We start from the raw sequence: 14,484 nt of genomic DNA on the forward strand, positions 1-14,484 counted from the left end.
GGGACAGCGCCTAGGAGGCGGCCTCGATGGTGACCTCGGCGATGTCGCTGCGGCTCTCGCCGTCCACCTTGCCCAGCTTCGACACCCACACCAGCACGTTCGACGTCGGTGCGGCGTCGCTGATCTCGATGGTGTTCGAGCCGGGGCGCACCGGGGTCGCCGGCGTGAGTTCGGTGGTGTCGTCCAGCGACGACGGGGTGGGCGACGATGCGGACCGGATCTCCACCTCGGTGCCGGTGCTGTTCAGGTCGATCTTCACCGCGGCCAGCGTGGTGGGCTGGGGCAGCTCGAGCATCAACCCGACGCCGTTCTTGAAGTTCGGGAAGGGCTCGGGGTCGGAGTAGGTGTCGATCGGCCACACGGTCGAGGCGTTGCCGTCGATCGCCAGGCCGGCCTCACTGGGCGCGTCGGCTTCGCCTTCGGGTGAGAACACCGTCACCCGAACGGGTTTGACGGCTGTGCCGGTGCTGCCGCCGGACTCTCCGGCCTCGGTAGACGACGGCGCGTTGAGCCCGAGCTCGTCGCCGTCGAGGCCGCCGCCGACGTCACCGAAGATGCGGCTGAGCACCGTGGCGAGCACGATCAGCGCGACGACCAGGATCGCGCCGCCGATCGCCAGTCCCACCATCAGGCCCTTGCGCCGACGGGCGACGAACTCGGGGTCGTCGTCCGGCGCCGGGCGTGCCCGCTCCGGCCCGTTCGGCTGGTCGACGGGGTTGATCTGCTCGGTGCGGTCGGCGATCGCGGTCGCCTGCTGCAGCAGGTTCAGCAGCGTCGGCGCGCTGCGGATACCGCCGTCGGGCTGTACCGCGTGGGCGGCCGCGGCCGAGATCTGGAACGGGATGTCGCGATCCACCGACCGGGGTTCCACCGGATTGCCGGCCGTGTCCAGGTCGGCCGGCCGAAGGCCGCTCGGCACCCCCGACTCGTCGAGCGGCCAGCGGTTGACCAGCAGCGCGTACAGGGAGGCGCCGATCCCGCGGATGTCGTCCTCCGGCGTCGCGTCGGGCAGGGTCGCCGGGAACGCCAGCGCCACGTCGCCCTCGATGCTGACCCGGACGCGGCTGGGATGGTCGATCGACAGCGACACCCCGGATCGGTGCGCGGCCTCGGCCGCGGCGGCCAGGCTCTGCATGGCGCGGGCGCCGCCGATCGGTGATGGCGACGTGTCGGCGACCTCGGCCAGCGAGCCGCCGCGAATCCACTCCGACACGATCAGCCCGCCCGAGCCGGTGTTCGCGACGTCCAGCACGCGCGCCACTCCCGGCATGTCGATACGACTGAGCTTGAGGGTGCGGCCGAGGATCTCCTGCAGCTGGTCGTCGGGCAGCGTGGCCTCGGGGTCGACGAACGTCAGCGCCACCTGGCGGTCCAGGGCGGTGTCCACGGCCTGCCAGAACTGCAGGTTCGGCGGGCCGCCGTGGAAGACGAGCAGGCGGTACCGACCGTTGGCGATGGTGGCGCCGGGGATGAGGTGCACGTCCTCGTCGGAGGTGGCGGCCTCGATGGCGGGTTCGCGGGGCGCGTCGAAAGGCAGCGACTCGCGCGTCGGATCGCCGCCGTAGTCGGCGGGCGGGCGGCCCGAGGCGGGCATCGGCGTGGTGCCGTTGGGCACCTCCGCCGTGACGTCCCTGTCGGCGGAAGCATCGTCGGAGGAGCCCACGTCGGGCTGGAAGTCGTCGGCGGTGGCGCGGGGCAGCTTGGTGGTGGCCGTGCGGTCCGGCGCAGGTACGGCGTCACCCGCGGGTTCGTCGGTCACCGCTGGTCCTTTCCGCATCCCTGCCCCCGCCGGGGGTCTCGGCCGGCCGGCGACCGGTCCTGGCAGTCGTCGTTCCGGGTGGAGATTCCTCTGCTCAGGGTACGGGAACCGGCTCCCCGGGCGTGGCGAGACGGCCCGCTCGGCGGGAGCCGCGGCCACCTCGGACCGGCGCCCGAACCGCCGCCGCACCGCCCCCAGCGCGGCGGCCGCCTCGGGCACCCGCGCGGCCAGCAGCACCCCGGCGATGATCGGCCCCATCAGCAGTCCGATGACCGCCAGCCGCACCAGCGAGCCACCGGCGCCGAAACGTTCGGTCAGCGACTCGAGCCCGAGCAGCTGGTCGGCGACGTGGGCGAGCAGCCCGGCGAGCAGCGACGCGGCGACGGTCACCAGGATCGTGCGCAGCACCTGGGTGTCGAAGAGCCGTCCGCCGGGCGGACGCAGGTGCGAGCGCAGCAGGAAGTAGCCGACCGTCGCGCCGGCGAGGAAGCCCAGCCCGTTGGCCAGACCCAGGTAACCGGCCACCAGTTGGGGGTCGTCGGTCAGGTGCGGCGCGGCCAGCGACCCGGCGATCTTGACCGTCGTGATGACCACGATGACGGCGATCGGCGTCCACGGGCGTTCGCGGGCGTAGAACACCCGCAGCTGGAGCAGCACCAGCGCGTACGGGATCAGCGTGAACGCCGACAGCGTGATCGCCATCCCGAGGTAGCCGGCGGCCTCGGGGGTGAAGTTGCCGTACGCGAACAGCGCGCTGCCGATCGCCGGACCGCCGACGGTCATCACCGCCACGATCGGGATCAGGGTGACCATGGTCAGCCGGGTGGCCAGCGACAGGTCGGCCCGCACGGCGGACAGGTTGTCGGCGGCGGCGTTGCGGCTCAGCCGCGGCATCACCACGGTCAGCACCGTCACGCCGATCACGCCGAACGGCAGCATCAGGACGATCCAGGTGTAGTTGTAGATCGCCGGGCCCGACGCCGCGGCGGTGCTGGCGATCTGGTTGCCCACGATCAGGCCGAGCTGGCTGATCAGCACGTAGCAGACCATCGCGGCGGCCATCGCGCCGAATCTCTTCAGCCGGTCGTCCAGGCCCCACAGCGGTCGAAGGCTGATGCGCTCCTTGCGGATCGCGACCAGCAGCACCACGGTCTGGGCGACCACACCGAGTGTGGTGCCGATGCCGAGCACCAACAGCTTGGCGTTGCCCATCTCCACCGGGTCGAGCGACAGCTCGCCGGGCACCAGCATGTAGACACCGAGCGTGAGGATCGCGATGACGTTGTTGATCACCGGCGCCCAGGCCGGCGGGCCGAACACGTTGCGGGTGTTGAGGATCGCGGTGAACACCGACGACAGCCCGTAGAACAGCACCTGGGGCAGCAGCAGGAAGGCGAAGGCGACCGTCAGCGGGCTGTTGACCTGCGGATCGTCGCCCAGCATCAGGCGCACCAGCAGCGGGGCGGTGGCGACCGACAGCACGGTCGTGACCACCAGCAGCGCGGTGGCCAGGGTGAACAGCCGGCGCACGAAAGCGGTGCCGCCGTCGGCGTCGTCGCGCTCGGCCCGGGCCAGCACCGGGATGAAGATCGCGGTGAACGTGGCCTCCAGCACCAGCGCCGCGATCAGGTTCGGCAGCTGGTTGGCCACCGAGAAGGAGCTCAGCAGCGCGTCGCCGAGCAGGTAGGCCAGCAGCGCCATGCGCAGGAAGCCGGTGATGCGGCTGACCAGGGTGGCCAGCGCCATGCCCCAGGACCGTGACACCACGGCCGCGTCGGAGAGTTCCGGCCGGCCCGCCTTCCGGCGCGGCGCGGGTCCGCGGGGGATGCGCTGCCGTGGCGGCGGAGGCGGCCGCCGCCGTGGCGGGGGAGGGGGTCCCGGCGGTGCGTGGCGGCGCGGCGGGGGCGCGGTCGGCGTGCGCTCGAACCGCTGGACCGGCGGCGGCGTCGTCGGGTCTGGCCCCCACCGCCCGGTGGTGCTCATGCCCGGTCGCCCGGTGACGCGCGGCCCACCCGGGTCGGGTCGGCTTCCGCGCCGGGCGCGTGCCGGATGGCGGTGTCCAGCGGGTCGGACCGCTCGTCGGGGTCGACGTCGAGGTCGGCGCGGTCGGGCTGGCCGCGGAACCGGTGCCACAGCCGCCGGCCGACCAGCAGCGCCAGCACCGCCCCGCCGGTCAGCGTGATGAAGAACAGCACCTTGCCGTAGGCGTTGGAGTGCACCGACAGCCGCACCGGTTCGCCGAGCGACAGACCGTCGGCGGTGCGCAGTGCGACGTCGACCGCGACCCGCTGGGTGAAGTGCACCTCGATCGGCACCCGAAGCGGCAGGTAGCCCGGGGGCAGTTCGATCACCCCCATGTCGGTCACCGACATGCCCGGCGGGGCGTCGACCTGCAGGCGCACCCGCACCGGCACGGGGAGGTCGTTGCGCAGGGCGAGCGGGAGCGGGCTGCGCTCGGTCGCCAGCGTGTAGGCGCCGCCCGGGTTGACCACGGTGACCGCGCCGAACAGGTCGTCGACCGTGTTCGCAATCCGCGAAAGACGTTGCTGGGCAAGCCCGTTGCGGGCACCGGGCGGTACGGCCAGGCTGAGCGCGCGCAGCATGTCCTCGCGCAGCGGCGCGATGTACTGGGTGCCCGTCAGGCCGGTGCGCACGTCGGTGGTCAGCGCCGTCGAGAGTCCGTTGAGCCTGCCGACAGCCGCGGCGATGCCGGACGTGACCGCCTGGTCGATGCGGCCCTGCGGGTTGCCGAGTTCCGACGGCGGGGCGGGTGCCAGCGGCTGCGGCGGCAGGGCGTCCCCGTCGGCGATCACCTCGGCCAGCGGTCGCGGCACCGCCAGTCCGGCGCGGATCGCGGTGGCGGCGGCGGTCAGGATCGCCTGTGCGTCGTCGGCCCGCACGTTCCACGTCAGCGGGGGCATCAGCAGCTGGGTGCGCGGCGCGGCGTCCGGGCGCAGACCGCGCCACAGCAGGGAGCCGAGCGCATCCTGGCGGCGGGCCACCTCCGAGTCGTGCTGAACCGGGACCTCGAGCGACGGATCCAGGTAGCTGGGTGCGACCGGCTCGGTGCCGACACCCGCCAGCGCCGCCCCGACGGTCGGGTCGAACGGCACCGCGACCAGGTCGGGCGCCAACCGCATCGGGGCCAGGTCGGCGGTGCTCAGCACGCCGGTCGCGGAGTCCTGCGCGGTCAGGTCGGCGGCGGCGATGGCGACCCGGCGGCCCTGCGCGGACAGCAGCTGTGCGGCAGGACCGGTCAGCGGGCCGTCGCCGACGATCGTCACGCCGCGCATCGACGGGACCCCCAGCAGCTGGTCGACGATGTCGGCGGCGCCATTGGTGGCGATTGCGCGCAGCGCCGGGTCGCCGACCCGCTGCACGGCGTCGAGATCGGCCTGGGCGTAGGTGGTCGGCGCGACGCACATCCGCTGCGCCAGTGCCTTGAGGCGGTTGAGCCAGCTGATCGCGGCGTCCTTGCCGGTGCCCGGCCGGGTCGGCGTGCCCGGTCCCGCGTCGACGCCGTCGTTGACGACGTAGCCGGTGGTCATCGCGTTGACCGTGACGAGCAGGTCGGGGTCGACGGCCAGACACAGGGCGCCGCTGAGCTGCCCGCCGGCGTCGACGGTCGGGCCGACGGCGAAGTCCACCGCCGAGAGCAGGGTGTCCAGCCGGCCGCCCGGCGCCAGCGACGTGGCCAGCTCGTCGTCGACCAACCGGACCGGCGCCGCGCCGCCGGGGACACCCGGAGCCAGCCGCGGCCGGTCGGCCAGCGGCCAGAACATGGTCAGCCTCACCGGCCGGGAGGTGTCGGGCGGCACCACGGAGGTCAGGGTCTCGGCGACCGACGCGGCGGCGCCGTCGGGCGGCACGCCGAGCACCGGCAGCAGGAACCGGGCGTCGTCGAGCCGGGCGGGCGCGCCGTAGTCGGGGGTGCCGTTGACGTTGACCAGCACCGGGAACACCCCGGGGGCGCCGATGGCCAGCGACGGCTGGTCGGGGGAGCGCAGCGGGTAGCTCAGGGTGAACGGCACCTGCCTGCCGCGCTGCAGTTCCGGGGCCAGCGTCACGAACTCGGCGACGGGGGCGAATTGGTCGAGGTTGCCGGTCAGGTTGGTGCGCAGGCCCGCCGACGAGTCCACCGCCGCGGCGTGCTCGAGGCGCACCATCACATCGCGCACCGGGCGATCACCGACGTTGAGCACCACACCGGAGACGGTGACGACGGGGTCGCTGGTGGTGGTCACGACGTCGGGGGTGACCCGGTCGATGCGCAGCTGCAGGAACGGCGTGGCACCCGGTTCGCCCGCGGCGGCCTTGGGCAGCGCGGCCGGGACGGCGAAGAGTACGAGCAGCGCCACGGCGGCGAAGAGCCGCGGCAGCACGGCCGGGCAGCGCCTGGCGGTCACGGCCCCTGTCCGCATCCGTTCGTCCGCCGGCCTGATGTGGGTGGGCTCGACTCGTCGCGACGACGGTTGCGGGTGTGGGAGTGGGTCTGGGGGCGCCGCCGCGGTGAACTGTGCGGCAGCGGCGGCAGCGAGCTCGGCCCGTCGGTGTGCAGCTTGTCGATCAGCTCACCGGCCACCTCGGCGAGGCGTCGCTCGTCGGCGTAGGCGAGCCGCGACGGAAGTTCCTTCAGCGGCACCCACGCCACCTCGGTCACCTCGACGTCCTCGTCGGACAGCTCACCGCCGAGGAACCGCATGAGGTAGTGGTGCACGGTCTTGTGGACGCGGCGACCCTCGGTGACGAACCAGTAGTCGATGCTGCCGAGCGCGGCGAGCACGCTGCCCTGGATGCCGGTCTCCTCGGCGACCTCGCGGATCGCGGTCTGCTCGGCGGTCTCGCCGAGTTCGATGTGGCCCTTCGGCAGTGACCACAGCATCCGGCCGCGGCGGTCGATGCGCCCGATCAGCGCGGCGACCTGACCGTCCTTGGGGCCGTCGAGACCGTCGATGACGAGGCCGCCCGCGGAGGTCTCGTGCACAGTGCGCAACCGCTCCGGAGGGCGGCGCGGCCGGTTCTTCTGCTGCTTGGCGTGTTCGGCGGGGGTGCGCGGCGGGGTGGGTGCCGCGGAGTGGTTCTGCGGGGCGACGGGCTGAGCCTGCTGGCCGGCCTCGGGCGGGCCTGCCGCGCGTCGGCCGCGGCGACGCCCGCGGCGCCGTCGTGGTTTGGCCTGTTCGCCTTCCGACACCCAAGCGATAGTAGCTGCCACCTGGTATACGTCCCGGCCGCACTCACCGGTCGGTGCAGGACCGTTACCGTCTAGGCTCATCGAACGTGTCCGACTCCGCTGCTGACCTCGAACTGCTGGCCGGTGCGGTCGCCGCGCTGCGCCTGCACGATTCGCTGTTGCGTGAGCTCGGCGCGGTGTTCGCCGGCGCCGGTCACGACCTGTATCTGGTCGGCGGCAGTGTGCGCGACGCGCTCCTCGGCCGGCTGGGTACCGACCTCGACTTCACCACCGATGCGCGCCCGGCGCAGATGCAGAAGCTGCTGCGGGGGTGGGCGGACGCGCTGTGGGACACCGGCATCGAGTTCGGCACCCTCGGTGTCGGCAAGGACGGTCACCGGCTGGAGATCACCACCTACCGGGCCGACAGCTACGACCAGGTGTCACGCAATCCCGAGGTGCGGTTCGGCGACACCCTCGAGGGCGACCTGGTGCGCCGGGACTTCACGGCCAACGCGATGGCGGTGCGCATCACGGCCGACGGTATCGGCGAGCTGCACGACCCGCTGAACGGGCTGGCCGCCCTGCGGTCACGGGTGCTGGACACGCCGTCGTCGCCGGAGGTGTCCTTCGGTGACGACCCGCTGCGGATGCTGCGCGCCGCCCGCTTCGTGTCGCAGCTGGGGTTCGACGTCGCGCCGCGGGTGCTCACCGCGCTCACCGAGATGGCCCCGCAGCTGGGGCGGATCACCGCCGAGCGGGTGGCCGCCGAGCTGGACAAGCTGTTGTTGGGCGCCGACCCGGTGGCGGGCATCGACCTGATGGTGCGGACGGGGCTCGGTGACGTGGTGCTGCCCGAGGTGGGTGCGATGCGGATGGCGATCGACGAGCACCACCAGCACAAGGACGTGTACTGGCATTCGCTGACGGTCCTCAAGCAGGCGATCGACCTGGAGGAGTCGCCGGATCTGGTGTTGCGCTGGGCGGCGCTGCTGCACGACATCGGCAAGCCGTCCACCCGTCGCCACGAACCCGACGGCGGCGTGAGTTTCCACCACCACGAGGTGGTCGGCGCGAAGATGAGCCGCAAGCGGATGCGCGCGCTGAAGTACTCCAAGCAGATGGTCGACGACGTCTCGCAGCTGGTGTATCTGCACCTGCGGTTCCACGGTTACGCCGACGGGACCGGGACCGGCCGCTGGACCGACTCGGCGGTCCGCCGCTACGTGGCCGATGCCGGACCGCTGCTGTCCCAGTTGCACAAGCTCGTGCGGGCCGACTGCACCACCCGCAACAAGCGGCGGGCGGCGCGGCTGCAGGCGAACTACGACGACCTGGAGCGACGGATCGCCGAGCTGGCGGCAAAGGAGGACCTGCAGCGGGTCCGCCCGGACTTGGACGGCAACGAGATCATGCGGCTGCTGGACATCCCGGCGGGCCCCGAGGTCGGCGAGGCGTGGCGGTATCTCAAGGAACTGCGGCTGGACCGCGGGCCGCTCGACCACGACGAGGCCGTCGACGAACTGCTCGCCTGGTGGAAGACCCGCCAGAACACGTAGGGGAACCGCCCGCCACGGCGCGACGTCTGACCCACATGGAGTACTGCCTGGGCGAGGGTGACGGGTCGGCGACCATCTGGACCGCGGAGCCCGACGTCGACCTCGACGGTGACGGCCGGCTGGACGCGGTCGGCCTGGACTTCGACGGCGACGGCCGCCTCGACGACGCGTTGGCCGACCTCGACGGTGACGGCCTCGCCGATCAGGCCGCCCTCGACCTCGACGACGACGACCGCGCGGAAGCCCACTTCACCGACGACGGCTCGGGCACCTGGCTGCTCAGCGTCGACCGGGCGGGCCAGGTGCGCTGGTTCGGGCTGGACGGCGCCGAGCAGGTCGGCGGTCCGCTGGTCGACGTCGACGCCGACGGTCAGGCCGATGACCAGCTTGCGGACACCGATGGAGACGGCCTGGCCGACCGGGTGTTCTCCGACGGCGTCGCCCTGGTGGACAGCGACGGCGACGGCCGCTGGGACCTGAGGCTCGCCGACACCGACGGAGACGGGAAGGCCGACGCCGCCACGCAGCTCTGAGCCGCCGCCTTGACGAGGCTGTCACTTAGTGACACAGTCGAGGTTGTCACTAAGTGACACCGAGACGGGAGGTAACTGCGTGGACACCGACGCCAAGCGGCTGACCGTCTCGCGGCACGCGGCGGCGTTGTTCTGGGAGAAGGGAGTGTCGGGCACCAGCGGCGACGACATCGCCGCGGCCGCCGGGCTGTCCACCCGCACGATCTGGCGCTACTTCCGCACGAAGGAGAGCTGCGTGGAGCCGCTGCTGGCCCGCTCGGCCGACCGGTTCCTCGAGATCTTGCACCGCTGGCCGCTCGAACTGTCCCTCGGCGAGCACCTGGCCGAGGACATCGCCCGTCATCCACTCGACGAACTGGGTGTCGAGGACGAGTGGAGCGGTATGCGCATCAGCACCATGACCCACGACGAACCGGCGCTGCGCACGGCCTACCTGATGGTCCACGACCACCTCGAACACGGCCTGATCCCGGTGGCCGCCGAGCGACTGCGCCTCCCGCAGGACGATCTGACGGTGCGGCTCTGCGCCGCCGCCGTCACCGGGGCGTTCCGCGTCATCGACGAGGACGTCAGCAGGGCGGTCATCCTGGACAACCGCAAGATCACCCAGACCGAGGCCCTGGCACTGATGGACCGGGCCATCAACGAGGCCACCAACGGCCGGCTCGGTGGCCCCGTGACGACCTGAGAAACCAACCAATACAACCGAATTCAGCACCCTGTCCGGTCACACTGCCGGGCCGGTCGATGGCGCGCGCCGCCGTCTGGAGAAAGGACCGACATGCCACTGCCACCACCGATCACCGTCGAGGAGCTCTTCAGCCCGCCGGTGCGCGCCCGCGCGACGATCTCGCCGGACGGCACCAGGATCGCCTACCTCGCACCCTGGCGGAACCGGCTCAACGTGTGGGTGCAGCGCATCGACGCCACCGACGACGGGCGCTGTGTGACCGCGGACGCGGACCGCAGCGTCATGGGCTCCGACTGGACCGGCGATTCTCGTTGGCTGCTCTACCTCCAGGACACCAAGGGCGACGAGAACTGGCACGTCTTCCGGGCCGACCCGAACGAAACCGACACCCCCGCAGTCGATCTCACCCCCTTCCCGGGAGCGCGGGCGTTCTATCAGCTGCTCCCCGGGCGGCCCGGCACCGCAATCGTCCAGATGAACAGGCGCGCAGTCGAATTGATCGACGTCTACGAACTCGACATCGCCACCGGCGAGTTGACGGTGCTCGCCGAGAATCCGGGGAACGTCGCGGCGTGGGTGGTCGGCGGTGCGGGCACCGTGCTGGCCATGGCGACGCTGGCAGGCGGTGACATCGAGATCCAGCAGTGGGAGGGCGCGGCAGTGGGATTGCGGCGCGTCGCGGTGTTCGACGGGGCCGACCACCCGCTCGGGCTCTTCCCGTTCGACATCACCCCGGACGGGACCGGGGTCTGGTTCGGGTCCAACCGCGGCACCGACCACACCCGGCTGGCCCGTCTCGACCTCGCCACCGGCGAGGAGACCGAGATCGACAGTGATCCGGCACTCGACCTCGACACCACCGGCCTCGTCGTCCCCTTGTTGCCGTCACCGCTGATCCAGGATCGCCGGACCGGCGAGTTGATCGGCGTTCGCTATCAGGGTGAGCGGCGGGTGACCCGGGCGCTGGACGCCCGCTTCGCCGCAGTGCTGGAGAACCTGACGAAGCTCTCGGACGGCGATCTGGCCCTGACGTCGTCGGACGACAGCGGGCAGCACTGGGTCGTCACCTACTTCCACGACCGCGACCCCGGCGTCACCTACTACTACGACCACGGGACCGGCGAGAGCCGGCTGCTGTTCCGGCCGTTGCCCCACCTCGACCCGGCCACGCTGGCGCCGATGACACCGGTGACAGTCACGGCGCGGGACGGGCTGGCGCTGCCGTCGTATCTGACCCTGCCGGTCGGGATCGAACCGGTCGGCCTGCCGATGGTGCTGGTCGTGCACGGTGGTCCGTGGGCCAGGGACAGCTGGGGCTTCGACCAGACGGTGCAGCTGCTGGCCAACCGCGGATATGCGGTGCTGCAGGTCAACTTCCGCGGCTCGACGGGCTTCGGCAAGGCCCACATGCAGGCCGCGGTCGGCGAGTTCGCAGGCAGCATGCACGACGACCTCGTCGACGCCGTCGAGTGGGCCGTCAAGGAGGGCTACGCCGACCCGGACCGGGTGGCGATCTTCGGCGGCTCCTACGGCGGGTACGCCGCGCTGGTCGGCGTCACGTTCACCCCCGACGTGTTCGCCGCCGCGATCGACTACGTCGGGATCTCCAACCTGGCCAACTTCATGCGGACCCTGCCCGCCGGGGCGCGGCCGCACCTGGCCGCGAACTGGCACCGGTATGTCGGCGATCCCGACGATCCCGGGCAGGAGGCCGACATGCTGGCCCGCTCGCCGATCAGCCGGGTGGACCGCATCCGCACCCCGCTGCTGGTGGTGCAGGGGGCCAACGACGTCCGGGTGGTGAAGGCCGAGTCCGACAACATCGTGGCGGCGCTGCGGGCGCGCGGCGTCGAGGTGGAGTACATGGTCAAGGACGACGAAGGTCACGGCTTCCTGAACCCGGAGAACCAGATCGACCTGCATCACGCGGTCGAACGCTTCCTGGCCCGGCACCTGGGCGGGCGGACGGCGACGGGCTAGTCGCGACCCGCGCCCGGCGGGCCGGCGAACGCCTGCGCGATGCCCAACCACGTCTCGGCGTCGGCGCCGTCGGCCCGCACGTCGAGCTCGGCGCGCGGGCGGCGCTGGGTCACCAGATGGCAGAAGTCCTCGGCCGAGCCGGTGACACGCTGTTCGGCGTCGGGCGGACCCCAGGTCCAGGACGACCCGTCGGGTGCGCGTAGTTCCACGTGAAACGGTGCCGCGGGAACGGGCAGCCCGTGCACGGCGAACGCGAAGTCGCGGGTCCGCACGCCGATGTGGGCGATGGACCGCAGCCGCGCCGTCGCAGGCCGCGTCACACCGAGCGCGTCGGCGACGTCGAGGCCGTGCGCCCAGGTCTCCATCAGCCGCGCGGTCGCCATCGACGCGGCGCTCATCGGCGGGCCGAACCACGGCAGCTTGCGGCCGTCGGCGACGCCGAGCAGTTCGTCGTGCAGCCGGGCCCGGGTGCGCCGCCAGTCGGCGAGCAGCTCGGCGGGCGGGGTCGCAGCGACCTCCGCGGCGCCCTCGTCGACGAAGCCGGTCGGGTTGGTCGCGGCCGCGCCCAGCACCTCGGTGAACGCGGCCTCGTCGGTGACCGACAGCAGCGCGACACGATCGGTCCACAGCAGGTGGGCGATCTGATGGGCGATGGTCCAGCCCGGCGCAGGCGTCATCCGGGCCCACTGCTCGGCGGGCAGGTCGGCGATCAGCGCGTCGAGGTCGTCGCTCTCCGCGCGGAGATCGGCCACCACCGCCGCTGCTGCCGCCATGCCGGTCAGGTTAACCAGCCGGTGCGCGGCGGCCGACGGCGGCGTGCACGGCCAGCCCGAGCAGATACACCACCGACCCGGCGATCGCCAGCCCGGGGACATGGCCGTCGGGCGGGACGAAGAACGCCGCCACCGCGATCGCCCCGATGAACGCCATCCAGAACAGCGAGTCCTGCACGGTGAACACGTGGCCGCGCAGCGCGTCGTCGACGTCGATCTGCATGGCACTGTCGGCGCACAGCTTGACCACCTGCCCGGCGGCCCCGAGCAGGAATCCACACGCCACCATCACCGGCACCTGCAAGCCGAATCCGGCGAGCTGGACCACCGCTGCGAAGGCGAGCGCACCGTTGGCGGTGGCATAGCGGCCCCATCGGCCGATCGCGAAGGGCGTCAGCAGGATGGCCAGGAACAGGCCGGCTCCGGCGGCTGTGGCGAACAGCGCCGCGGTACCGAGCCCGGCAACGGCCTGGGTGTCGCTGTGCCGCACGATCACCAGCACCAGCAGGGTGTTGACGCCGAACACCATCCGGTGGGCGGCCAGGCCGGCCAGTGTGGCGGCCACCGTCCGGACGCCGAGGACCGCGCGGGCGCCGTGCACCCACCCCGTCGCGACCGCATAGACGGCCGAGCCGTGAATCGAGCGGGTGCTTTCGTGAGGGCCCAGCACGCGCGGCGGGAAGCGCACCGAGAGCAGGAGCGCCACCGCAACCGGCGCTGCCACGACCAGGATCACCACGGCTGCGCCGGTGTCGTCGGAGCCGAAGCCCCACCGCAACGCCAGCATCGAGGAGGCACCCACGGAGGCCGCGACCACTGAGACGGCCGTCGCCACGGAGTTCATCGCGACCACCCGGTCGCGCGGCACCACGTCGGGCAGCGCCGCGGACAATCCCGACGAGACGAATCGGGTGAACCCGTTGACGATCAGCGCGCCGAACAGGATCGGCAGGTCGCCGACTCCCATGGCGAGCAGTGCCCCGACGCCGAGGACGAGAAGCAGCCGGCCGACGTTGGCGCCGATCAGGACGCTGCGCCGGTCCCAGCGGTCCAGCAGCGCACCGGCGAACGGTCCGAGCAGCGAGTAGGGCAGGTACAGCACCGCGAACGAACCGGCGATCGCCCACGGTGTGGCGGCGCGTTCGGGATTGAACAACAGCGCGCCGGCGAGCCCGGCGGCGAACAGACCGTCACCGAACTGACTGACCGCGCGAAGCTCCAGCAACCGCCGGAACTCCGGCAGTGCCCGCACCGACCGCCAGGCCATCCGGGGCGGACGCGAGTCGACCACGACGAGATCACGTCCTCTACAGACAGCGGGGGAGCGGCAACCCGGTCCAGCGTACAAATATCGCCCGGGGCGCGGTTGTTGGCCACGTCGGCCAGCGGCTGATGCCATGATGGAGGGGTGGCGCAGTCAGAGGATCCGGAGGATTTCATCGCCCCCGCTGCCCACCGGGTGCGCGCGGGAACGCTGCTGCTGGCGAACACCGATCTGCTCGAGCCGACGTTCCGCCGCAGCGTCATCTATGTCGTCGAGCACAACGACGGCGGCACCCTCGGCGTCGTGCTGAACCGGCCCAGTGAGACCGCCGTCTACAACATCCTGCCGCAGTGGGCGAAGCTCGCGACGAAGCCGAAGACGATGTTCATCGGCGGTCCGGTCAAGCGGGACGCCGCACTGTGTCTGGCGACCCTGCGGGTCGGGGTGGAGGTCGACGGCACGCCAGGGCTGCGGCACGTGCAGGGCCGGATGGTGATGGTCGACCTCGACGCGGATCCGGACACGGTCGCGCCGTTGATCGAGGGTGTGCGGATCTTCGCCGGGTACTCCGGCTGGACCATCGGCCAGCTCGAGGGCGAGATCGAGCGCGACGACTGGATCGTGTTGTCGGCATTGCCGACCGACGTGCTGGTCGAGCCGCGGGTGGACCTGTGGTCGAGGGTGCTGCGGCGTCAACCGCTGCCGTTGTCGCTGCTGGCCACCCATCCGATCGACATCAGCCGCAACTGACGCCG

Annotated in this window: 10 protein-coding genes; 5 read left to right on the forward strand and 5 right to left on the reverse strand. The window is 72.0% G+C overall.

The genetic code is table 11. The annotated features are described in order from the left end of the window. Positions 1–10: 10 nt before the first annotated feature. From murJ to AB0K11_RS15660, 3 genes are read right to left on the reverse strand one after another with little or no spacing between them, the layout of a single operon-like run. The gene (murJ, locus tag AB0K11_RS15650; RefSeq protein WP_364977982.1) at positions 11–3,742 is read right to left on the reverse strand and encodes a murein biosynthesis integral membrane protein MurJ; all 3,732 of its coding nucleotides are present in this window, start codon (positions 3,740–3,742) and stop codon (positions 11–13) included. Further along, positions 3,739–6,180, reverse strand: a complete 2,442-nt coding sequence (locus AB0K11_RS15655; protein WP_364977984.1) for a DUF6049 family protein — start codon at positions 6,178–6,180, stop codon at positions 3,739–3,741. The genes murJ and AB0K11_RS15655 overlap by 4 nt, the downstream gene beginning before the upstream one ends. Beyond that, positions 6,162–6,950 carry an NUDIX hydrolase gene (locus AB0K11_RS15660; RefSeq protein ID WP_364977987.1) on the reverse strand — a complete coding sequence of 263 codons (789 nt, stop codon included), beginning with the start codon at positions 6,948–6,950 and terminating at the stop codon, positions 6,162–6,164. The genes AB0K11_RS15655 and AB0K11_RS15660 overlap by 19 nt, the downstream gene beginning before the upstream one ends. Positions 6,951–7,036: 86 nt before the next feature. Here AB0K11_RS15660 and AB0K11_RS15665 point away from each other — a divergent pair, with 86 nt between their 5' ends. The 4 genes from AB0K11_RS15665 (at position 7,037) to AB0K11_RS15680 (ending at position 11,692) form a co-directional block, all read left to right on the forward strand. Further along, on the forward strand, positions 7,037–8,488 hold the full coding sequence (locus tag AB0K11_RS15665) for a CCA tRNA nucleotidyltransferase (protein WP_364977990.1): 1,452 nt from the start codon (positions 7,037–7,039) through the stop codon (positions 8,486–8,488). A gap of 35 nt (positions 8,489–8,523) precedes the next feature. Beyond that, positions 8,524–9,021 carry a pullulanase gene (locus AB0K11_RS15670; RefSeq protein WP_364977993.1) on the forward strand — a complete coding sequence of 166 codons (498 nt, stop codon included), beginning with the start codon at positions 8,524–8,526 and terminating at the stop codon, positions 9,019–9,021. Between the two features lie 79 nt (positions 9,022–9,100). Beyond that, positions 9,101–9,709, forward strand: a complete 609-nt coding sequence (locus AB0K11_RS15675; RefSeq protein ID WP_364977996.1) for a TetR family transcriptional regulator — start codon at positions 9,101–9,103, stop codon at positions 9,707–9,709. A gap of 93 nt (positions 9,710–9,802) precedes the next feature. Next, complete coding sequence (locus tag AB0K11_RS15680) at positions 9,803–11,692, forward strand: S9 family peptidase (RefSeq protein ID WP_364977999.1); 1,890 nt, start codon at positions 9,803–9,805, stop codon at positions 11,690–11,692. Here the strand turns inward: AB0K11_RS15680 and AB0K11_RS15685 are convergent. Continuing rightward, positions 11,689–12,465, reverse strand: coding sequence for a TIGR03084 family metal-binding protein (locus tag AB0K11_RS15685; protein ID WP_364978001.1), 777 nt, complete (start codon positions 12,463–12,465; stop codon positions 11,689–11,691). The two genes, AB0K11_RS15680 and AB0K11_RS15685, sit on opposite strands and share 4 nt — an antisense overlap. Positions 12,466–12,475: 10 nt before the next feature. Then, positions 12,476–13,756 carry an MFS transporter gene (locus AB0K11_RS15690; RefSeq protein WP_364978004.1) on the reverse strand — a complete coding sequence of 427 codons (1,281 nt, stop codon included), beginning with the start codon at positions 13,754–13,756 and terminating at the stop codon, positions 12,476–12,478. A gap of 117 nt (positions 13,757–13,873) precedes the next feature. Between AB0K11_RS15690 and AB0K11_RS15695 the strand changes: the two genes are divergently transcribed. Continuing rightward, complete coding sequence (locus AB0K11_RS15695; protein WP_364978007.1) at positions 13,874–14,479, forward strand: YqgE/AlgH family protein; 606 nt, start codon at positions 13,874–13,876, stop codon at positions 14,477–14,479. Positions 14,480–14,484 lie beyond the last annotated feature (5 nt).

The sequence above is a fragment of the Mycobacterium sp. NPDC050551 genome (genome assembly GCF_040674075.1).
Lineage (GTDB): Bacteria > Actinomycetota > Actinomycetes > Mycobacteriales > Mycobacteriaceae > Mycobacterium.